Source organism: Rosenbergiella sp. YN46 (assembly GCF_036620675.1).
Taxonomy (GTDB): domain Bacteria; phylum Pseudomonadota; class Gammaproteobacteria; order Enterobacterales; family Enterobacteriaceae; genus Jejubacter.
Genome location: NZ_JAZHEE010000013.1, coordinates 46,875 through 67,493, shown reverse-complemented (window position 1 = coordinate 67,493; position 20,619 = coordinate 46,875). Strand labels below are relative to the sequence as shown.

Annotated in this window: 17 protein-coding genes; 11 read left to right on the top strand and 6 right to left on the bottom strand. The window is 57.5% G+C overall.

The features are described 5' to 3' along the window. Positions 1-11: 11 nt before the first annotated feature. Positions 12-1,025 carry an alcohol dehydrogenase AdhP gene (gene adhP, locus V3W49_RS11685; RefSeq protein ID WP_500145636.1) on the top strand — a complete coding sequence of 338 codons (1,014 nt, stop codon included), beginning with the start codon at positions 12-14 and terminating at the stop codon, positions 1,023-1,025. Between the two features lie 80 nt (positions 1,026-1,105). On the opposite strand, the gene V3W49_RS11680 is transcribed toward adhP, so the two are convergent. Both V3W49_RS11680 and V3W49_RS11675 read right to left on the bottom strand, forming a co-directional pair. Beyond that, positions 1,106-1,504 (bottom strand): helix-turn-helix domain-containing protein, encoded by a 399-nt coding sequence (locus tag V3W49_RS11680; RefSeq protein WP_500145635.1) that lies wholly within the window; start codon positions 1,502-1,504, stop codon positions 1,106-1,108. Positions 1,505-1,624: 120 nt separating this feature from the next. Continuing rightward, on the bottom strand, positions 1,625-2,047 hold the full coding sequence (locus V3W49_RS11675) for a MarR family winged helix-turn-helix transcriptional regulator (protein ID WP_500145633.1): 423 nt from the start codon (positions 2,045-2,047) through the stop codon (positions 1,625-1,627). Positions 2,048-2,519: 472 nt separating this feature from the next. On the opposite strand from V3W49_RS11675, the gene V3W49_RS11670 reads away from it, so the two are divergent. The 3 genes from V3W49_RS11670 to V3W49_RS11660 are packed head-to-tail and all read left to right on the top strand — an operon-like array spanning position 2,520 to position 4,794. Further along, positions 2,520-3,122, top strand: a complete 603-nt coding sequence (locus V3W49_RS11670) for a non-oxidative hydroxyarylic acid decarboxylases subunit B (RefSeq protein WP_500145632.1) — start codon at positions 2,520-2,522, stop codon at positions 3,120-3,122. Position 3,123: 1 nt separating this feature from the next. Continuing rightward, on the top strand, positions 3,124-4,551 hold the full coding sequence (locus V3W49_RS11665) for a non-oxidative hydroxyarylic acid decarboxylases subunit C (protein WP_500145630.1): 1,428 nt from the start codon (positions 3,124-3,126) through the stop codon (positions 4,549-4,551). A 21-nt stretch (positions 4,552-4,572) separates the two neighbouring features. Continuing rightward, positions 4,573-4,794, top strand: coding sequence for a non-oxidative hydroxyarylic acid decarboxylases subunit D (locus V3W49_RS11660; RefSeq protein ID WP_500145629.1), 222 nt, complete (start codon positions 4,573-4,575; stop codon positions 4,792-4,794). 41 nt (positions 4,795-4,835) lie between these two features. Here the strand turns inward: V3W49_RS11660 and rdgC are convergent, their stop codons facing one another. Beyond that, positions 4,836-5,747 carry a recombination-associated protein RdgC gene (gene rdgC, locus V3W49_RS11655; RefSeq protein WP_500145628.1) on the bottom strand — a complete coding sequence of 304 codons (912 nt, stop codon included), beginning with the start codon at positions 5,745-5,747 and terminating at the stop codon, positions 4,836-4,838. 278 nt (positions 5,748-6,025) lie between these two features. Here rdgC and mak point away from each other — a divergent pair, with 278 nt between their 5' ends. Further along, complete coding sequence (mak, locus tag V3W49_RS11650) at positions 6,026-6,937, top strand: fructokinase (protein WP_500145626.1); 912 nt, start codon at positions 6,026-6,028, stop codon at positions 6,935-6,937. A 27-nt stretch (positions 6,938-6,964) separates the two neighbouring features. Here the strand turns inward: mak and sbcC are convergent, their stop codons facing one another. Together sbcC and sbcD are read right to left on the bottom strand one after the other, a co-directional pair. Then, complete coding sequence (gene sbcC, locus V3W49_RS11645) at positions 6,965-10,108, bottom strand: exonuclease subunit SbcC (protein WP_500145624.1); 3,144 nt, start codon at positions 10,106-10,108, stop codon at positions 6,965-6,967. After that, the gene (gene sbcD / locus V3W49_RS11640; protein ID WP_500145622.1) at positions 10,105-11,307 is read right to left on the bottom strand and encodes an exonuclease subunit SbcD; all 1,203 of its coding nucleotides are present in this window, start codon (positions 11,305-11,307) and stop codon (positions 10,105-10,107) included. The genes sbcC and sbcD overlap by 4 nt, the downstream gene beginning before the upstream one ends. Positions 11,308-11,647: 340 nt before the next feature. Here sbcD and phoB point away from each other — a divergent pair, with 340 nt between their 5' ends. The 5 genes from phoB to malZ all read left to right on the top strand — a co-directional run bounded on the left by phoB (position 11,648) and on the right by malZ (position 18,751). After that, on the top strand, positions 11,648-12,337 hold the full coding sequence (gene phoB, locus V3W49_RS11635) for a phosphate response regulator transcription factor PhoB (RefSeq protein ID WP_500145681.1): 690 nt from the start codon (positions 11,648-11,650) through the stop codon (positions 12,335-12,337). A gap of 23 nt (positions 12,338-12,360) precedes the next feature. Continuing rightward, positions 12,361-13,653: a phosphate regulon sensor histidine kinase PhoR gene (gene phoR, locus V3W49_RS11630; RefSeq protein ID WP_500145620.1), complete on the top strand. Its 1,293-nt coding sequence runs from the start codon at positions 12,361-12,363 to the stop codon at positions 13,651-13,653. A gap of 365 nt (positions 13,654-14,018) precedes the next feature. Next, the gene (gene brnQ / locus V3W49_RS11625) at positions 14,019-15,335 is read left to right on the top strand and encodes a branched-chain amino acid transporter carrier protein BrnQ (protein ID WP_500145618.1); all 1,317 of its coding nucleotides are present in this window, start codon (positions 14,019-14,021) and stop codon (positions 15,333-15,335) included. A 65-nt stretch (positions 15,336-15,400) separates the two neighbouring features. Beyond that, the gene (gene proY, locus V3W49_RS11620) at positions 15,401-16,753 is read left to right on the top strand and encodes a proline-specific permease ProY (protein WP_500145617.1); all 1,353 of its coding nucleotides are present in this window, start codon (positions 15,401-15,403) and stop codon (positions 16,751-16,753) included. 135 nt (positions 16,754-16,888) lie between these two features. After that, on the top strand, positions 16,889-18,751 hold the full coding sequence (gene malZ / locus V3W49_RS11615) for a maltodextrin glucosidase (RefSeq protein WP_500145616.1): 1,863 nt from the start codon (positions 16,889-16,891) through the stop codon (positions 18,749-18,751). Here malZ and acpH read toward each other — a convergent pair. Beyond that, positions 18,709-19,290: an ACP phosphodiesterase gene (gene acpH / locus V3W49_RS11610; RefSeq protein ID WP_500145614.1), complete on the bottom strand. Its 582-nt coding sequence runs from the start codon at positions 19,288-19,290 to the stop codon at positions 18,709-18,711. The genes malZ and acpH overlap by 43 nt on opposite strands. Positions 19,291-19,388: 98 nt before the next feature. Between acpH and queA the strand changes: the two genes are divergently transcribed. Continuing rightward, positions 19,389-20,486: a tRNA preQ1(34) S-adenosylmethionine ribosyltransferase-isomerase QueA gene (gene queA, locus V3W49_RS11605; protein ID WP_500145612.1), complete on the top strand. Its 1,098-nt coding sequence runs from the start codon at positions 19,389-19,391 to the stop codon at positions 20,484-20,486. Positions 20,487-20,619 lie beyond the last annotated feature (133 nt).

Sequence of the window (20,619 nt, the reverse complement as noted above, 5' to 3'; positions counted from 1 at the left end):
AAGGAATCAAAATGAAAGCTGCCGTGGTAACCAAAGATCATAGCGTCGAGGTAGTGGACAAAACATTGCGTCCTCTGGAGCATGGTGAAGCGTTACTGAAGATGGAATGTTGCGGTGTTTGTCATACCGATCTGCACGTTAAGAACGGGGATTTCGGTGATAAAACCGGGGTTATTCTGGGGCACGAAGGGATTGGCATTGTCGAGAAAGTCGGCCCTGGCGTAACCACCCTGAAGCCTGGCGATCGCGCGAGCGTGGCCTGGTTCTATGAGGGCTGCGGGCATTGCGAATACTGTAATACCGGTAATGAAACCCTGTGTCGTTCGGTGAAAAACGCGGGCTACACCGTGGATGGCGGGATGGCCGAAGAGTGCATCGTGAAGGCCGATTATGCCGTTAAGGTGCCGGAGGGGCTGGATTCCGCCGCGGCCAGCAGCATTACCTGCGCTGGGGTTACAACCTACAAAGCGGTGAAAATTTCCCATATTCATCCCGGCCAGTGGATAGCTATCTATGGCCTGGGGGGCCTTGGAAATCTGGCGCTGCAGTATGCCAAAAATGTCTTTAATGCCAAAGTGATAGCTATCGACGTGAATGACGCCCAGCTGGCTTTCGCCAAAGAGATGGGGGCGGATATGACGATTAACTCCCGTAATGAAGATGCGGCGAAAATCATTCAGGAAAAAGTGGGTGGCACCCATGCCGCAGTGGTGACGGCGGTCGCCAGGGCGGCTTTCAACTCCGCGGTAGACGCGGTACGCGCCGGTGGCCGCGTGGTGGCCGTTGGTCTGCCGCCGGAGTCAATGGATTTGAATATTCCCCGTCTGGTGCTGGATGGCATCCAGGTGGTGGGGTCTCTGGTCGGAACGCGTAAAGATCTGGAAGAGGCGTTCCAGTTCGCCGCAGAAGGCAAAGTGGTGCCGAAGGTGACTAAACGCCCGGTCGCTGATATTAACGCCATTTTCGAAGAGATGGAGCAGGGTAAAATCAAAGGCCGCATGGTGATCGATTTCGCTGCACGCTAACTCCGCGACAGGAAAGCACTCTCTTCGCGTGGGGGGCTTTCACCGTTAACACGACAGATGGGCCGAAGCCCGTCTGTCGTTTAGTCGTATAACTGGTGACAGGCTTTGCACAGCTCTTCGCCTTCCAGACCGTTGAACAGGTGATTTCTCCTGGCGCGGCACTGGGACGGAGTACAGGTCAGTACGTGCTTAAACGTGCGAGTATAGGATTGCTGGGAACTGAAACTATACTTCTCGGCAATTTCGATGATGCTACAGTCGCCGAATTTCAGATCGCGAATGGAGCGGTGTAGCTTATCGTGACGAATATAGCTGGCTGCGGTAATCGACATCTGGTCGTAAAACATTCTCTGCAGGTGCCACTTGGAGTAGCCGGCAATACGCGACAGATCTTCAAGCGTAATTTTTTCGTGAATATGCTCATCTATCCAGTGAAGAATCTGATGGATAACACCTGCAGAAAAATGATCCCTTCTCATCCCTGACATCCTCCTTGTTGAGATTTTTCCTATTATGCATAGCGTAGTTTATGAAAATGTGTACGTTTCGCAAATTTAGGTTTTTTTTTTCAAGTTATGCAAAGAGGAGGGAACTTTTGATTATTTATCAATCATCTTGATGATTAACTGGGAAAACATTTCTTGCTGCTTTGGTGTTAATTTGTTTAGAAATTCCTCATCCACCATTGTCCCTTTGGGTTGTGATTGCTGAAGCAATTTTTCGCCTTCTTCCGTTAGCCAGATAAAACGTCGTCTTTTGTCGCCGGGATCGCTTTCTCTGCGTACCAGTCCCCGGCTTTCCATACGGCTTAGCATCTCGGCCAGCGTTGCTTTGGTGCTGACCGCGACGTCAATCAGTGCCACCTGTTCAATGCCTGGATTTTCAGCAATAGAGCGCATAACGGCGTATTGCGGTTTGGTGATTTCCGGCAGGATCTGTTGCCAGCGCGAAGTGTGGCGCTGGAACAGCTGGCGCAAAAGGTGGAAAGTTTCGTCTCTGATCGGTTGCATATTTTGCTCCATGGCGGTTTATTAGCCTGCTCATCATAACTGCAGCCGCGTAAAAAATTAATTGATGAATGAATGGAATTTCTGTTGTCCGCCAGCCAGGAAATATCACCTTACTGGTCAGTAATTGTTATTGAGTTTTTGCTTATTGTTACTTATGCCTGTTTTGGTCTGTTATTCTGGTATTTGTTTTTATTATAGCTATATGTGCCATTTTTTTATTATTTTCTGTTTGCTTATGCTGATCTCTGGCGTTATTCCTGAAGCGTAAATGGTGCAGAGCCTGCGCCAGGGCGGGTTTGGTGAGTCTGATTTTTGAATGATGTGACTTAGGTCGTTTTGCCATATTTTCGTCTACCTTCAGTAACTGGGACGTTCGTCCGAGTGGATTTTTTGTGCGCATTTTGACAGGAGAGATTGTCCGCTGCCATCAATCATGGCACATTAAATAACAACGTTCGTATGCGAACAAATTTCAGGAGATACTATGAGGTTGATTGTCGGCATGACGGGGGCCACGGGCGCGCCGCTGGGTGTGGCGCTGTTACAGGCTCTGAAAGCGCTGCCGCAGGTAGAGACGCATCTGGTGATGTCAAAGTGGGCTAAAACCACCATTGAACTGGAAACGCCCTGGCAGGCGCATGATGTCGCCGCTCTGGCTGATGTGGCGCATAGCCCGGCCGATCAGGCCGCCACTATCTCATCCGGCTCCTTTCGTACCGACGGCATGATCATCATCCCCTGCAGTATGAAGACGCTGGCCGGTATTCGCGCCGGATACGCAGAAGGGCTGGTGGGGCGGGCCGCAGACGTGGTGCTGAAAGAGGGGCGTAAGCTGGTTCTGGTTCCCAGAGAAACGCCGCTTAGCACTATTCACCTGGAAAATATGCTGGCGCTTTCCCGTATGGGCGTGGCGATGGTTCCCCCTATGCCGGCTTACTACAACCACCCACAGACGATTGATGACGTCACCCACCATATTGTGGCCCGGGTGTTGGATCAGTTTGGTCTTGAGCCTCCGCTGGCCCGGCGCTGGCGGGGGTTACGTCACGCACGACAGCAGGCGCAATCTGTTTATAAGGAGGAATAGCATGGCTTTTGATGATTTACGTGGATTTCTGCAGGAGCTGGACGAACAGGGACAGCTCCTGCGCATCGACGAACAGGTGAAAGCGGAACCGGATATCGCCGCCGCCGCTAACGCCACGGGACGTATCGGCGAAGGCGCTCCCGCCTTGTGGTTTGATAACATTGAAGGGTTTACCGATGCCCGGGTTGTGATGAACACCATTGGTTCCTGGCAGAACCACGCCATCTCTATCGGTCTGCCTCCCAATACACCGGTGAAGGAGCAGATCGATACCTTCATCAAACGCTGGGATGACTTCCCGGTGGCGCCGGAGCGCCGCATCAATCCGCCGTGGGCGGAAAACAGCGTCGATGGCGATGAGATTAACCTGTTCGATATTCTGCCGCTATTTCGTCTGAACGACGGCGATGGCGGCTTCTATCTGGATAAATCCTGCGTGGTTTCCCGGGATCCGTGCGATCCGGATAACTTCGACAAGCAGAATGTCGGGATCTACCGCATGGAAGTCAAAGGCAAGCGCAAGCTTGGCCTGCAGCCGGTGCCGATGCATGACATCGCCCTTCATCTGCATAAGGCGGAAGAGCGGGGCGAGGATCTGCCGGTGGCTATCACTCTGGGCAACGATCCCATTATTACCCTGATGGGCGCCACGCCGCTGCGCTATGACCAGTCGGAGTATGAGATGGCTGGCGCCCTGCGAGGCAGCAGTTATCCCATCGCCACCGCGCCGCTAACGGGTTTTGATGTGCCCTGGGGATCGGAGGTGATCCTGGAAGGGGTGATCGAAGGGCGTAAGCGCGAGATCGAAGGGCCTTTCGGCGAATTTACCGGCCACTACTCCGGCGGTCGTAACATGACCGTAGTACGCATCGATAAAGTCAGCTACCGCAGCAAACCGGTCTTTGAATCCCTCTACCTGGGCATGCCATGGACTGAGATTGACTACCTGATGGGGCCTGCGACTTGCGTACCGTTGTACCAGCAACTGAAGGCGGAATTCCCTGAAGTACAGGCGGTAAACGCCATGTACACTCACGGGCTGCTGGCGATTATCTCTACGAAGAAACGCTACGGTGGTTTCGCCCGGGCCGTTGGCCTGCGGGCGATGACTACGCCCCACGGCCTGGGCTATGTGAAGATGGTTATCATGGTGGATGAAGATGTCGATCCCTTTAACCTGCCGCAGGTGATGTGGGCGCTGTCGTCCAAGGTGAATCCGGCAGGCGATCTGGTACAGTTGCCGAATATGTCGGTGCTGGAGCTGGATCCCGGCTCAAGTCCGGCAGGGATCACCGAAAAATTGATCATCGACGCCACCACGCCGGTAGCGCCGGATACGCGCGGGCATTACAGCCAGCCGGTAAAAGATCTGCCGGAAACGAAGGTCTGGGTAGAAAAACTGACCGCCATGCTGGCGGAGCGTCGCTAAACAAACCGAAGGAGGTAACCGATGATTTGTCCACGCTGTGCCGATGAGCACATTGAGGTAATGGCGCTTTCCCCGGTGAAGGGCGTCTGGACGGTGTATCAGTGCCAACACTGCCTGTACACCTGGCGTAATACCGAACCGCTGCGTCGTACCAGCCGGGAACACTATCCGCAGGCGTTTCGGATGACCCAGCAAGATATCGATAACGCGCCTCAGGTACCGACCATTCCGCCGCTGCTATAGCGTTAATTTCCCTCTCCCTGTCAGGGAGAGGGAAAAGGGCGTTACTTCCGGGCTTCGCCGCCCAATCCTTCCACCAGGCTTTCAATCAGCGCCGTCAGCTCGCCGGTCATCAGGGTGAAGTCAGCATCGAAACGCTGTGCCACATCTTCTCTGTCGATATCATCATTCCGATCGCGCAGTTCGTCGCAGAACTTCAGGCGCTTGAGCGATCCATCGTCGCAAATGACAAACTGGATCCGCTGCTGCCAGTCGAGCGCTAGTTTAGTGACCACTTTGCCGGCTTCAATATGCACGGCGATCTCGTCGCTCACCAGATCCTGCTTTTTGGCGCGAATGACGCCGCCGTCTTCCAGCAGCGCTTTAAGCTCCGCTTCATCCAGCAACTGGAAGCCCTGGGGAACGCTGCCGCCGCGAACCCATTCGGTCAGGGTCAGCTCAATGGGATTTTCCATCGACAGCGGCACTACCGGCAGAGATCCCAGGCTTTTACGCAGCAGAGCCAGCGTATCTTCCGCTTTTTTGGCGCTGGCGCAGTCCACATAGATCAACCCGTTGACGCTGTCTATCCACATCATGGTCTGACTGAAGCGGCTGAAAGCGCGGGGCAGCAGGTCGTGCAGCACTTCGTCTTTCAGGGAGTCTTTTTCGGTCTTCTTCAGCTTACGCCCCTGATCCGCTTCCAGCTTGCGGATCTTTGAATCCAGCGCCTGTTTGACCACCGGCGATGGCAGGAGCTTCTCTTCCTTGCGGGCACAAACCATAATCTGCCCGTTAACGGCGTGGGTTAGCGCATCGCTCTGTGGCCCCATTGGCGGTACCCAGCCGGTTTTTGCCATATCCTGGCTGCCGCAGGGAGTAAAGCTGAAGAGTGCCAGCTGTTTTTCCATCTCTTCGGGTAGCAGACTGATGTCGCGGCTGAGACGGTAAACCATTACATTTTTGAACCACAGCATGATCGATAACCTTGATAAGCCAAACGCAGCGGGCATGATAGCGAATTGCCGCGCGGGTTTCATTGTCTTTCCCTGGGCGGCACTCTATTCTGTTGATTATCCCCGTAATACTTCAGGCTGCAGGTGCGTTGGCTACGCTCAGTTATTCGGCCCATCCATGGGACTCGCCCCTTCGGGGCCGTGCTGAAGCAGGTTCATATCTATCTGTAGCAGATATGTCCTGCAACTCGAATTATTTAGGGGAATCTCTAAAATATAACGATTTAAGGAGACCCGCCGTGCGTATCGGTATCGATCTCGGGGGAACTAAAACAGAGGTCATCGCACTGGCCGATGACGGGCGTCAGCTTTATCGTCACCGTCTGCCCACGCCGCATGATGACTACTCACAAACCATTGAGACCATCGCCGCGCTGGTGGCGATGGCGGAAGAACATATCGGTGAGCGTGGCAGCGTTGGGGTGGGCATCCCCGGCGCGATTTCTCCTGCCACTGGTCTTGTGAAAAACGCTAACTCCACCTGGCTTATCGGTCAGCCTTTCGATAAGGATCTGGCCCGGCGACTGGGGCGCGAGGTAAGAATCGCCAACGACGCTAACTGTCTGGCGGTTTCTGAAGCGGTAGACGGAGCCGCCGCCGGCGCGCAGAGTGTTTTTGCCGTGATTATTGGCACCGGCTGTGGTGCGGGGCTGGCGTTGAACGGGCGCTGCCATGACGGCCGCAATGCGGTGGCCGGGGAGTGGGGCCACAATCCGCTGCCGTGGATGGACGATGACGAACTGCGCTACCGCGACGAAGTGGCCTGTTATTGCGGGAAGGCTGGCTGTATCGAAACCTTTATCTCCGGCACCGGATTCGCCAGAGATTATCAGCGCCTGAGCGGCAACGCGCTGCGTGGCGCTGAAGTAATGGCCCTGGCGGAGCAGGGGGACGACAGGGCCTCGCTTGCGATTCAGCGCTACGAACAGCGGCTGGCGAAATCGCTGGCGCATGTGGTGAACATCCTCGACCCGGACGTGATTGTGCTGGGTGGTGGCATGAGCAACGTTTCGCGTCTGTACCGCACGGTGCCGCCGTTGATGAAATCCTGGGTATTTGGCGGCGAATGCGCAACCCCGGTGCTGCAGGCGCAGCACGGCGATTCCAGCGGCGTACGCGGTGCCGCCTGGCTGTGGCCGCTTAACGGCTGAGCATTTGGCGACGCCTGCGGGGCGCCGCTACTTCACGGCAAACTGACTTTCCAGACGGCTGATGCCCAGCCCGTTGATCTTCCTGACTCTGACCTGCACCGGGATGCGCTCCTTCATGGCCTCTACGTGGCTTATCACCCCAATGATTTTGCCGCTGGCGTTCAGGGCGTCCAGTGCATCGAGAGCGATATCCAGGGTGCGGGCGTCCAGGGTGCCAAACCCTTCATCAAGGAACAGCGAGTCGATGCGGGTGCGGTGGCTAACCAGATCGGAAAGGGCCAGCGCCAGCGCCAGGCTCACCAGGAAGCTTTCTCCTCCCGACAGGGTACGGGTGTCGCGCACCGCATCACCCTGCCAGGTATCCACGACTTCCAGCTCCAGGGAGTCGCTCTCTTTGCGCTGCAGCAGATAGCGGCCATACAGACGGGTTAACTGGCGGTTTGCCAGCCAGACCAGGTTATCCAGCGTCAGCCCCTGGGCAAAGCGGCGGAATTTATCGCCTTCCCGGGAGCCAATCAGATGATTCAGGTGGCTCCACTCTTCCTGCGTCTGTTGAGTTGCCGCGATTTGCGCCATCAGACTCTGGCGACGCTGGCGATTTTCATCATCGTGGCGCAGCTGCTGGCGCAGTTCCCCCTGGCGGGCCGCGTTGGCGCGAAGCTCGCCGGCCAGCGCCTCCAGCCGCCGGGCGATAAGCGCAGGATCGTCCTGTTCGCTGGCCTGTTCCGGGCGCTGTTCCCGGCTGTCGCGCAGCGCGCGTTCGGCTTCGTCCAGCAGGGTTTGCTGTTGATGACAGGCCCTTTCCAGGGCGATTTTGCGTTGCTCCAGCGCCTGCAGGTTATCGTCGTCCAGCCGGGCGGCAAGGAACGCCGCTTCATTGGCAAAATCGCTGGCGTCAAGCCGCTGGCTGAAGTCGCGACTGGCGGTTTCCAGGTGCTGGCGTTGCTCTTTTTCCTGATGCGCCAGGCTCTGGCTTCTGCCTGCCAGTGACAGGCAATCATCGTGAACTTTATGCCAGTCGTCCGGCACCTGAACGGGCTCGACGTCGTTTTCCTCCTCTTCCTGGGGCAGGGTAGCGAGTACCTGCTCCATGCGTTGTAGCCGGGTCTGGAGCTGAGGAAGCTGTTCCTGATGCTGCTGCCACTGGCGGCTTTCCGACTCGCGGGCCTCAAGCCACGCCGATTCATGGCCGGTATCGGGCCAGGTCAGGCCCAGCGTCGCCAGATTCTGTTGGATTGTCTGCAACTGACGCTCCTGCTCTTCGGTTAGCGACAGGTGCTGTGCCTGCGTCGCTTTATACTGCGTTTCCAGCTCAATGCGTTGCAGCAGCGCGCGCAGCCGCAGCTCTTCCTGTTCCTGTTGTTCCAGCCAGGGGCTAACCGGTTCCGTCGTGGCAAAACTGGTGCCGAGTTCGCTATTGAGCTGGCGCCACGCTTTTTCCAGTTCGTTCTGCTCTTCCGTCAGCCGTTTGCCATCGACTTCCAGCTGGGCGCGGCGCTGCTGCCAGGCCTCCAGCTGGCCGCGCAACGCGGCGCCCTGATCCGCCAGCGCGCTTGTTTCACGTTCCAGCTGTGCCAGACGCTGCTGATTCTCTCCGGGCTCCAGAGACTGATAGCGTTCGACGGCGGGATGTTGAGTGGAGCCGCACAGCGGGCAGGGCTGCTCCGGCTGCAACCGGGCACGCTCGTCATGAAGCCTGACGATGGTTTGTTCCAGGGCGCAAATCTTCTGCACCTCTTCCGCCAGCTGTTTTTTGTGGCGAAAGGCTGTGCGTTTCTCTTCCAGCGTTTTTTCCTGTTCGGTGATTCGGGCGATGAGGCTCTGCCGTTCTTTATGCAGCTCCTGTTGACGCTGGGTCAAAGGGGCGAAGCGCGAGTGGAGCAGCGCTAGACGGCTACGCAGCGGGCGCTCCGTCGCCATCTTTTGTAAATGCTCACTCACCTGGACGTGCCCGTCGTTGGGGCCGGCTTCAGGAAGTTGACTGAGTCGTTCATCCAGCTCTTTCAGGGTATTGGCGAGGGCGGTAAGTTGCTGCTGATCCCGCTGCCGCTGGTTGAACGCGGCGCGCCAGCCCGCCAGTTCATCGCGCCAGCGGGAAAAATGTGAGTGCTCGCTTAGCCAGTTTTCCAGCGTTTTATGGCGCTGGCGAAGGTCATCGGCCTGATGCCGGGCGCCGCGGCGAATCTGGCGGCGGCGGGTCTGCCGCTCCAGAAGCTGTGTTGCTATCTGACGCTGCTGCTGCTGGGTGGCCTCCAGCGTTTGCGCCTGCTGCTGACGCTGCTGCCACAGGGGCTGTAGGCGGGCGGCGGGCAGCGCTCGCGCCAGTCGGGCGAGATCCGGCCCGGCCTGTTCCAGCGCCTGGCGGGCCTGGTTCAGGGCATGCTGCGCCTGTTCCCGCCGCTGGCGAAGCCTAGCTAATTGCTGTAGCCACTGATGATGGCGCTGGCGCTGCTGCTGTTCGCCGGACAGGACTTTCTCTTCGTCAGTGAGCGCCTGCAAACATTGAGTTAACTGCTGCCGCTGGATTTCGTCAAGCAAAGTGACGCCGCCTGCCTGGGCTTCCAGCTGTTCCAGTTCGCTTTTGGCCTGGCGGTGCTGTTCGAAAACCCGGGCTGACAGGCGACCGTAGATTTCAGTGCCGGTCAGCTCTTCGAGCAGCGCCGCCCGGGTGTTGGCATCGGCATTGAGGAAGGCGGCGAACTGCCCCTGAGAGAGCAGCATCGATTTGGTGAAACGATCGTAGTCCAGCCCGGAAAGTTGTTCCTGAAGCTCCAGTTTGTCTTTGACCTTGTCCGCCAGAATTTCGCCGCTGTCACAGCGCGCCAGCTCTACTCTGGGAGCCTGGAGCTTGCCGTCCGCCTGGCCTCTGGCCCGGTTCTGGCTCCAGAAAGCGCGATATGCTACGCCCCGGACTTCAAATTCCACCTCGGCCAGACAGTCGGCGCAGTCCCGGGTCATCAGCTCGTTCTGGCTCTGGGAGATGCCGCTCAGGCGCGGCGTTTTGTGATATAACGCCAGGCAGATGGCGTCCAGTAGGGTGGTTTTCCCGGCACCGGTCGGCCCGGTAATGGCAAACAGGCCGTTACTGACGAAGGGTTCGGCGCTGAAATCAATCTTCCATTCGCCGCGCAGCGAGTTCAGGTTGCGCAGGCGCAGGGTTAAAATTTTCATGCTTCATCCTCCTGATGCAGGGTTTCCAGAGTCTGGGCGAACAGCAGCCGCAGCTGCGTTTCCCGCTCGGGATCCAGCCCTTCCTGCGCCAGGCGGCGGCTAAAGACATCGTCTACGCTCAGCTCGCTCAGGGTCTCTTTGTGTTGATTGTCGATAGCCCGCTGACGCTGTTCGCGGCTGCGGCGAATCAGCACCACTTCCAGCGGCAAATCTTCCGTCAACTGGCGAATGTGGCGCTGCATATCATGCAGGTATTCGTCGCTGGTCACTTCAATGTCCAGCCAGGTGATTGGCTGTTTGGGGGCGTCGCGCCAGGCCTCAAGCTGCTGTTCTATCTGCGCCAGCGAGCCTTTTATCAGCGCCAGCGGCTGGGTGACGGGAACCGGAAGTGCTTCGATTTCGCTCAGGGCGGCGTCCTCAAAACTGACCAGGCTGACACTCTTCTCTTTGCCCGTTTCGTCAAAACTCAGGGCGATGGGAGAACCGCTGTAGCGTATATGCGCCATGCCGCCTACGCTCTGGGGGCGGTGGATGTGGCCCAGGGCGATATAATCGGCCGGAGGAAAGTTCCGGGCCGGAAAAGCATCCAGAGTGCCGATATAGATATCGCGCACCGAATCGCTGGCGGTTACGCCGACGGTGGTCAGATGGCCGGTGGCGATGATGGGGAGGCTGCGCTGACCGCGCAGCGATAGCGCCGCATTATAAAGGCACTGATAGTGCTGGCTGATGGCCTCCAGCAGCGAGAGCTGCTTGTCGTGACCATCTTGACCCGCCTGGCTTTGTAGCAGATCCCGCGGTCGTAAAAAGGGAATGGGGCACAAAATGGCGCCGACGGAGCCATCGCGGCGCGTCATCTCCAGCGGTTTATCGCCAGGCGTTGCCACCACGCAGGTATTCAGGCAGGCCAGTAACTCCCGGGATTCATTCAGGGTCGCGACCGAGTCGTGGTTACCCGCCAGAATATAGAGTGCGCAGCCGGTCTGCTGCAATTTGACCACGAAGCGGTTATACAGCTCGCGAGCGTAGCTGGGCGGCGAGCCGGTATCGAAAATATCACCCGCCACAATAATGGCGTCCGCCTGACGATGTTCAGCCTGCTCCAGCAGCCAGTCGAGAAATGCCTGATGTTCGGCAGCCCGGCTTTTGGTATAGAAATTCTGGCCGAGGTGCCAGTCAGAGGTGTGAATGATCCGCATAATTCCCTTCATCCTTCAAGCTACAGGTGCGTTGGCGACGTTCGCTTATTCTGGTCACATAGCTTATCTATGCTCCCGGGGATACGCTATCTTGCCGCCTTCCTGTAACGCGAATGATTTTGGGGCATTTCGGTTCCGGTGGCAAAAAAGCGCGAGGGGGATTATAAACAACCTGGGAGCCTGCGCGCCTCTTCTGTGACGGCATCCGGGAATGAGCGCGTCATTAAAGGGCTGTGTTTTTCATAAATCTGTCATAAAAGTGACGCATAATGGCGCGCATTACAAAATGGCAACCCGAACCCTCGCGACGAGGGCAAGAAAAAATCAGACAGGGCGAATGATGGCGCGACGTATTCTGGTGGTAGAAGATGAGGCTCCAATCCGTGAAATGGTCTGTTTCGTGCTTGAGCAGAATGGTTTCCTGCCGCTTGAAGCGGAAGATTACGATGCCGCTGTGGCACGGCTTAACGAACCCTGGCCTGATTTGATCCTGCTGGACTGGATGTTGCCCGGCGGCTCCGGACTTCAGTTGATTAAGCATCTGAAGCGCCAGCCGATGACCCGGGACATACCGGTGGTGATGCTGACTGCCCGGGGCGAAGAGGAAGACCGGGTGCGTGGGCTGGAAACCGGCGCTGACGATTATATGACCAAACCCTTCTCACCTAAAGAGCTGGTGGCGCGAATTAAAGCGGTAATGCGGCGCATCTCTCCCATGGCGGTAGAGGAGCCTATCGAAATTGAAGGGTTAAGCCTCGATCCCACTTCTCATCGGGTGATGAACGGCGAGCGTCCGCTCGATATGGGCCCCACCGAATTTAAGCTTCTGCACTTTTTTATGACGCATCCCGAACGGGTATACAGCCGCGAACAGCTTCTGAACCAGGTCTGGGGCACTAATGTTTACGTCGAAGACCGGACGGTGGATGTTCATATCCGTCGCCTGCGTAAGGTGCTGGAAAGCAGCGGCCACGATCGCATGGTGCAGACGGTACGTGGTACCGGCTATCGTTTTTCTACCCGTTATTAACCGGTTATTCAGGAGTAAGGCTTTTGCTGGAACGGCTGTCGTGGAAAAGGCTGGCGCTTGAGCTGGCGCTGTGCTGCCTGCCGGCGCTGCTGCTTGGCGCTTTGATGGGGCACCTGCCGTGGTTTTTACTGGCCGCTGTCACGGGGCTTCTGATTTGGCACTTTCATAATCTGCTGCGGCTCTCCTGGTGGCTGTGGGTGGATCGCAGCATGACACCGCCGCCGGGGCGAGGCAGTTGGGAGCCTTTGCTCTATGGCCTGCATCAGATGCAGATGCGCAACAAGAAGCGGCGCAAGGAGTTAGGGAATCTGATCAAACGCTTTCGCAGCGGCGCCGAATCGTTGCCGGATGCGGTGGTGCTGACCACCGAAGAGGGCACCATCTTCTGGTGTAACGGGCTGGCGCAGCAGTTGCTTAATCTGCGCTGGCCAGATGATAACGGCCAGAACATTTTGAACCTGCTGCGCTATCCGGAGTTCAGCCATTATCTGAAACAGCGTGATTTTTCCCGACCGCTGAATCTGGTGCTGAACAGTGGCCGCCATCTGGAGTTTCGGGTGATGCCCTATAGCGATAGCCAGTGGCTGATGGTAGCCAGGGATGTGACCCAGATGCATCAACTGGAAGGGGCTCGTCGTAACTTTTTCGCCAACGTCAGCCACGAACTGCGCACGCCGCTGACCGTGCTTCAGGGCTATCTGGAGATGCTGCGCGACAGCGAACCGGATGGCGCGTTGCGTGATAAGGCGCTGTTGACCATGGAAGAACAGACCCAGCGGATGAGCAGTCTGGTACAGCAATTGCTGACGCTGTCACGCATTGAAGCATCGCCCTCCCTGGATCTGAGTGAAAGCGTGGATATCCCGGATATGCTGCGCCAGGTGGAGCAGGCCGCCCGCTCGCTGGGGCCGGAACACCACTTCACTTTCGATGTGGATGCGCAACTTAAGGTGCGGGGCAATGGCGAACAGTTACGCAGCGCCGTCTCGAACCTGGTCTATAACGCCATCAATCATACGCCTGCCGGGTCTAATATTGCAGTGTGCTGGCAGCGTACTCCGCTGGGGGCGCGCTTTAGCGTCAGCGACGATGGCCCGGGGATAGCGGCCCATCATCTGCCGCGCCTGACGGAGCGCTTCTATCGGGTGGATAAGGCCCGATCGCGTCAGAGCGGCGGTAGCGGCCTGGGACTGGCCATTGTTAAACACGCCCTGAGCCATCATGATACCCGGCTGGAGATAGAAAGCGTTCCCGGGCAGGGCTGCTGCTTTTCGTTTCAGATTCCCGCGCGATTGCTCGTTGAACCCAGACATTAACGCACGAAGGGGGAATTTTCCCGGTAGCGCAGGAAAAGGCCCCGGCGGCTGTTCGCTTTTTATTCGAATGATAAACCGGACTAAAGTTGAAGGATTGGTGTATATCTCTGGTTGTAATTATATATTTGGCATATTGCTCTGGTTTTGGGATCGCTTCTTGCCTTCAAACGCTATAAGCGTTTTAATTGGCCCCCATTATCGTCAGACTGACCAGAATTGCGTGGTATATCGATAAACAATTCTTCGCCGCGCTTGTTGAGAAGTGTTTCTCACTGTCATTTTCTGATAAGACCGCTTTTTCACCACCTGGTCGTGGTGGAAAAATTTGCTGAAATCAACACCACATCCACAGGCAACCCGAATTTATGACCCATCGTTTAACTTCGCGTGACATCATCGCTCTGGGCTTTATGACCTTTGCGCTGTTCGTTGGCGCGGGCAACATCATCTTTCCGCCCATGGTGGGCTTACAGGCCGGCGAGCACGTCTGGTGGGCCTCTTTTGGCTTTCTGATAACCGCCGTTGGTCTGCCGGTAATGACCGTTGTGGCGCTGGCCCGGGTCGGTGGCGGGGTGGATAGCCTTAGCTCCCCCATTGGCCGTCGCGCCGGCGTTCTGCTGGCCACCGTCTGTTATCTGGCAGTGGGGCCGCTGTTCGCCACGCCGCGTACCGCGACCGTCTCCTTTGAGGTCGGCATCGCGCCGCTGACTGGTGATGGCGCCATGCCGCTTCTGATCTACAGCCTGATCTACTTTGCGCTGGTGATCATCGTGTCGCTCTATCCGGGCAAGCTGCTGGATACCGTGGGCCATTTCCTGGCGCCGCTGAAGATTCTGGCGCTGATCGTTCTGGCGATAGCGGCAGTGGTGTGGCCGGCTGGCGGCATCAGTACCGCGACCGAGGCTTACCAGAATGCGCCGTTCTCGAACGGCTTTGTGAACGGCTATCTGACAATGGATACGCTGGGCGCCATGGTGTTTGGTATCGTTATCGTGAACGCGGCTCGTTCCCGCGGCGTAACGGAAGCGAAACTGCTGACCCGTTACACCATCTGGGCTGGGCTGATTGCCGGTGTTGGCCTGACGCTGCTTTACCTGGCCCTGTTCCGTCTGGGATCCGACAGCATGGCGCTGGTAGACCAGTCCGCTAACGGTGCCGCCATCCTGCATGCCTATGTTCAGCACACCTTCGGCGGTTTCGGCAGCTTCCTGCTGGCAGTGCTGATTTTCCTGGCCTGTCTGGTCACTGCGGTTGGTCTGACCTGCGCCTGCGCTGAGTTCTTCGCTCAGTATCTGCCGTTTTCGTATCGCACGCTGGTCTTTATTCTTGGCCTGTTCTCCATGGTTATCTCTAACCTTGGGTTGAGCCATCTGATTCAGATCTCCATCCCTGTGTTGACGTTGATCTACCCCCCCTGTATCGTTCTGGTCGTGCTGAGCTTCACCCGCTCGCTGTGGCACAGCTCCACCCGGGTCATTGCGCCGGCTATGCTGGTCAGCCTGGTGTTTGGAATTATGGATGGGCTAAAAGCCTCTACGCTTGCCTGGCAGCCTGAGTGGGTGACACACCTGCCGCTGGCCAGTCAGGGACTGGCGTGGCTGCTGCCGACAGTGGCAGTGCTGGTTATTTGTGCCATTTGGGATCGCGTGGCAGGACGCCCGACGACGTCTGCTGTGCAGTAACCAGAAAGGTTTGTTGTTAACCACGGGCTTAGCCCCGTGGTTTTTTATTTTAGTGGATTGGTTCAATGGAAAAAAATAAGCTCAAACGTGGCCTGAGTACCCGGCATATACGCTTTATGGCGTTAGGGTCGGCGATCGGCACCGGATTGTTCTATGGTTCGGCCGATGCCATCCGAATGGCGGGGCCGAGCGTACTGCTGGCCTATATTATCGGCGGCGTGGTGGCTTATATCATCATGCGCGCATTGGGTGAGATGTCGGTTCATAACCCGTCGGCCAGCTCCTTTTCCCGCTATGCCCAGGAGAACCTGGGGCCGCTTGCCGGTTATATCACCGGCTGGACCTACTGCTTTGAGATCCTGATAGTGGCGATTGCCGACGTAACGGCATTTGGTATCTATATGGGGGTCTGGTTCCCGACGGTGCCGCACTGGATTTGGGTATTGAGCGTGGTGTTGCTGATTTGCGCCATTAACCTGATGAGCGTGAAGGTGTTCGGCGAGCTGGAGTTCTGGTTTTCTTTCTTCAAGGTTGCCACCATTATTGTGATGATCGTAGCCGGTTTCGGCATCATCATCTGGGGGATTGGCAATAGCGGCCAGCCGACCGGCATTCATAATCTGTGGACCAATGGCGGCTTCTTCGCCAACGGCTGGCTGGGGATGGTTATGTCGCTGCAGATGGTGATGTTCGCTTACGGCGGGATAGAGATTATCGGCATCACCGCAGGCGAAGCGAAAGATCCGGCGAAGTCGATTCCCCGGGCCATTAATTCTGTGCCGATGCGTATTCTGGTGTTCTATGTCGGAACGCTGTTCGTGATTATGTCCATTTATCCCTGGAACCAGGTGGGCACCAACGGCAGCCCCTTTGTCCTGACCTTCCAGCATATGGGTATCGCCTTTGCCGCCAGTATCCTGAACTTCGTGGTGCTGACCGCCTCTCTGTCGGCGATTAACAGCGATGTGTTCGGTGTAGGCCGTATGCTGCACGGTATGGCGGAGCAGGGCAGCGCGCCGAAGATATTCGCGAAAACTTCGCGCAACGGAATTCCCTGGGTAACGGTGGTGGTGATGACGGTGGCGCTGCTGGTGGCGGCGTACCTTAACTACATCATGCCGGAGAACGTGTTCCTGGTCATTGCTTCGCTGGCGACCTTCGCGACCGTCTGGGTGTGGATTATGATTCTGCTGTCGCAGATAGCCTTCCGCCGCCGACTGCCCGCCGACGAAGTTAAGGCTTTGAAGTTTAAAGTGCCTGGTGGAGTCCCTACCACGCTGGTGGGTCTGGTGTTCCTGGCCTTTATCATTGCGTTGATTGGCTATCATCCGGAAACCCGCATCTCGCTGTATGTCGGTTTCGCCTGGATTCTGCTGCTGCTGGTTGGCTGGTGGGTTAAAGGACGCCGCAGTAAATAATCTCTGATCTGGCCGCCAAAACCGGGCGGCCGGACTCCTCCTCTTGTCTCCTCCCCCGAATCTTTTTGTAGTGATGAGCTATCACCGTTTTCCTTATGGCAAGGTGAGGCCAATTTCTGATACGGGGAATTCATCATGTTACAGGCCTGGCATTTGCCGGTCGCGCCCTTTGTGGCCGTCCGGGAGCAGAAAATGACGATTACGCTGTGGCTGGCGGGAGATGCGCTGCCGCAGCGCGTGATGCTGCGCACCGAAATTGATAACGAAGAGACGCCGTTGAAAATGACCCGCCTGGCGCAGGAGCCTCGTCCTGGCGTTGCCGCGTGGCGTGCGACGATCGATTTGAGTCGTGGACAACCGCGTCGCCGTTACTGCTTTAAGCTGCTGTGGGCCGAGCGCCAGCGGTGGTTTGCGCCGCTGGGCTTTAGTGATTTTCCGCCGCCTCGCCTGGAAATGTTTGCCGTGGATGAGCCGAATCATGGCCCTGACTGGGTGGCCGATCAGATCTTCTATCAAATATTCCCGGATCGCTTCGCCCGTAGCGCCCGACGCAAACCGGAACAGGATCGGATATATTGGCATCATGCGGCAAACGGCGAGATTGTGCGCCGCGAATGGCATGAGCCATTAACGGCAGAGGCGGGAGGATCCACTTTTTACGGCGGCGATCTGGACGGAATCAGCGAAAAACTGCCCTGGCTGAAAGCGCTGGGGGTGACGGCGCTGTACCTGAATCCGGTGTTTGTGGCGCCCAGCGTACATAAATACGATACCGAAGATTATCGCCGCGTCGATCCCGCTTTCGGCGGCGATGAGGCGCTGCTGCGCCTGCGCGACAATACCCGGGAGCAGGGAATGCGTCTGATCCTCGACGGCGTGTTCAACCATACCGGCGACACTCATCGTTGGTTCGATCGTCACAGCGAATCGGCGAGCGGCGCCTGCCATAACCCCGCGTCTCCCTGGCGCGACTGGTACAGCTTTTCTTCAGAAGGCAAGGCGCTGGACTGGCTGGGATACCCCAGTCTGCCAAAGCTTGACTACCGAGCCAGCGGCGTAGCGGATGAGATTTATCGCGATGAGAACAGCGTCGTACGCCACTGGCTGCGTGAACCGTGGAATATGGACGGCTGGCGGCTGGATGTGGCTCATATGCTCGGCGAAGGCGGCGGGGCGGGCAATAATCTGCGTCACGTGGCGGGCATACGCCAGGCGGCGAAAGAGACCCGGGCGGACGCTTTCGTCTTCGGCGAACATTTTGGCGACGCGCGCCAGTGGCTTCAGGCCGATGCTGAAGATGCCTCGATGAACTATCGCGGTTTTACCTTCCCTGTGTGGGCGTTTCTGGCGAATACCGATATCTCATACGATCCGCAGCAGATCGACGCCCAAACCTGCGCGGCCTGGATGGAGCAGTACCGCGCCGGGCTGTCGCATCAACAGCAGCTTCGCATGTTCAACCAACTGAACAGCCATGATACGCCGCGCTTTATCTCTCTACTGGGCGACGCTCGGGCGCGTTTGCCGCTGGGCGTGGTCTGGATGTTCTGCTGGCCGGGCGTGCCCGGTATCTACTACGGCGATGAAGTCGGCGTGGAGGGCGATATGGATCCGATGTGTCGTCGGCCATTCCCGTGGGATAAAGCGCAGCAGGACGGCGAGCTGCTGGCGCTCTATCAGCGGCTGGCGAAGCTGCGCCATCAGAGCATGGCGCTACGGCACGGCGGCTGTCAGGTGGTGTTTGCCGAAGGTGATATCCTGGCCTTTGTGCGAGTCTTGCAGCGTGAACGCGTTCTGGTGGTCATTAATCGCGGCGCGGCTTCTAAGATTACGTTGGCGCCATCGCCGCTGTTGGCGGACTGCGAGTGGCGCAGAGCGTTGGGGGGAGGAGCGATTAACGACGAAAGTCTGGAACTGCCCAACTGTTCGGTGACCGTCTGGCGAGGTCGTCAGGGCTATAACCGGCGTTCGCGGGCCAGCGCCATCATACGCGGATAAAACTGCCAGAACAGCCGTTCGAGCGCTTCGTAGTGGTCGTCGAGATCCTGCCAGGAATCGCGCAGCGCCGCCAGCTTCGGGCGGCGGTTTGCCATGCCATTCAGTACCCGGGCGATAAATGCCATATCGGCGTAGCGTTCCAGCCAGCGTTCGGGCCACAGGTAGCGGTTCAGATTGACGAATCGTTCAGGTGCCTGCGGCAGGATAGGAGTGATAGCCGCTTCGGCGCGGGCGACAAACTGCGCTAAGGGTTGGTCGGGACAGATACGCGGCCAGTGGCGCGACAGGAAGTGATCCCAGACCACATCCAGGGTAATGGGGGAAACCCGGCGGGTTTGCGGGCGGAACCATTCCCGGGCGATGCGCACTTCTGGCAGGCCGTCGGTCATGGCGTCGACGCGGCGGTGCATCCAGATGCCAGCAGCCACTTCCGGCGACCACTGCTCATCCGGGTTGCCGCGTACAAAATCGGCCAGCAGATTTCCCGCAAGGGAACTGCGGGCCAGAGTGGCGAGATGCAGGTGGGCGAGAAAGTTCATAAGATCCTTATTTCGTGGTGTAGGGTGGGTTAGCAGTTGCAGGGAAAGCGCCCCGGCACTAGACTAGGCCGCCTGTTTTTAAGCCTGAGTTTCCTGTCATGCGTCTTGCCGATTTCTCTTTCGAACTTCCTGAATCCCTGATCGCCCACTATCCGCAGCCTAATCGGAGCGCCTGTCGCTTATTGTCACTCGATGGGCCGACCGGGCAGCTTACGCATGGCACTTTCACCGATCTGCTCGATAAGCTCAACCCCGGAGATCTGCTGGTCTTTAATAATACCCGGGTGATTCCGGCGCGCCTGTTTGGTCGTAAGGCGAGCGGCGGGCGGATCGAGGTGCTGGTCGAGCGGGTGCTGGACGAGCATCGGGTGCTGGCCCATATCCGTGCCTCCAAAGCGCCGAAGCCGGGTGCCGAACTGCTGCTTGGCGAAGATGAAAGCATCCAGGCCACTATGCTGGCGCGCCACGACGCGCTGTTCGAAGTTCAGTTTAACGACCCGCGCCCGGTACTGGAAATTTTAAATGCGATTGGGCATATGCCGCTGCCGCCCTATATCGACAGACCGGATGAAGAAGCGGACCGTGAACTCTATCAGACGGTCTATAGCGAGAAGCCCGGCGCCGTGGCCGCGCCAACGGCGGGCCTGCACTTCGATGAGCCGCTGCTGGAGGCTCTGCGTCGTAAAGGCGTGGAGATGGTTTTTGTGACCCTGCACGTGGGGGCAGGCACCTTTCAGCCGGTACGGGTAGAAAGCATTGAAGATCATGTGATGCACTCTGAATATGCAGAAGTGCCCCAGGATGTTGTAGATGCGGTGCTGGCCTGTAAGGCTCGCGGCAATCGGGTTATCGCGGTGGGTACCACCTCAGTACGTTCGCTGGAAAGTGCGGCCCAGGCGGCGCAGCAGGATATCATCGCGCCGTTTTTCGACGACACGCAGATCTTTATTTATCCCGGCTACCAGTACCGGATTATCGATGCGCTGATCACCAACTTCCACCTGCCGGAGTCCACGCTGATTATGCTGGTTTCCGCTTTTGCGGGATATCAGCACACCATGCACGCCTATCAGGAGGCGGTAAAAGCGGAATACCGATTTTTCAGCTATGGCGATGCGATGTTTATCACGTACAATCCGCAGGCCATTAATGATCCCCTCACCCTGACCCTCTCCCCAGAGGGGAGAGGGGATTAACAGCCATGGTTTCTCCCTCATCCGGAGGGAGAGGGGATTAAAAGCCATGGTTTCTCCCTCATCCGGAGGGAGAGGGGATTAAAAGTCATGGTTTCTTTCTCATCCGGAGAGCGAAGGGGATTAAAAGCCATGG

Bases quoted from the DNA above. Each gene is read 5' to 3' on its own strand.
- adhP (WP_500145636.1), top strand. From the start codon at position 12: ATGAAAGCTGCCGTGGTAACCAAAGATCATAGCGTCGAGGTAGTGGAC.
- V3W49_RS11680 (WP_500145635.1), bottom strand. From the start codon at position 1,504: ATGAGAAGGGATCATTTTTCTGCAGGTGTTATCCATCAGATTCTTCAC.
- V3W49_RS11675 (WP_500145633.1), bottom strand. From the start codon at position 2,047: ATGGAGCAAAATATGCAACCGATCAGAGACGAAACTTTCCACCTTTTG.
- V3W49_RS11670 (WP_500145632.1), top strand. From the start codon at position 2,520: ATGAGGTTGATTGTCGGCATGACGGGGGCCACGGGCGCGCCGCTGGGT.
- V3W49_RS11665 (WP_500145630.1), top strand. From the start codon at position 3,124: ATGGCTTTTGATGATTTACGTGGATTTCTGCAGGAGCTGGACGAACAG.
- V3W49_RS11660 (WP_500145629.1), top strand. From the start codon at position 4,573: ATGATTTGTCCACGCTGTGCCGATGAGCACATTGAGGTAATGGCGCTT.
- rdgC (WP_500145628.1), bottom strand. From the start codon at position 5,747: ATGCTGTGGTTCAAAAATGTAATGGTTTACCGTCTCAGCCGCGACATC.
- sbcC (WP_500145624.1), bottom strand. From the start codon at position 10,108: ATGAAAATTTTAACCCTGCGCCTGCGCAACCTGAACTCGCTGCGCGGC.
- sbcD (WP_500145622.1), bottom strand. From the start codon at position 11,307: ATGCGGATCATTCACACCTCTGACTGGCACCTCGGCCAGAATTTCTAT.
- phoB (WP_500145681.1), top strand. From the start codon at position 11,648: ATGGCGCGACGTATTCTGGTGGTAGAAGATGAGGCTCCAATCCGTGAA.
- brnQ (WP_500145618.1), top strand. From the start codon at position 14,019: ATGACCCATCGTTTAACTTCGCGTGACATCATCGCTCTGGGCTTTATG.
- proY (WP_500145617.1), top strand. From the start codon at position 15,401: ATGGAAAAAAATAAGCTCAAACGTGGCCTGAGTACCCGGCATATACGC.
- malZ (WP_500145616.1), top strand. From the start codon at position 16,889: ATGTTACAGGCCTGGCATTTGCCGGTCGCGCCCTTTGTGGCCGTCCGG.
- acpH (WP_500145614.1), bottom strand. From the start codon at position 19,290: ATGAACTTTCTCGCCCACCTGCATCTCGCCACTCTGGCCCGCAGTTCC.
- queA (WP_500145612.1), top strand. From the start codon at position 19,389: ATGCGTCTTGCCGATTTCTCTTTCGAACTTCCTGAATCCCTGATCGCC.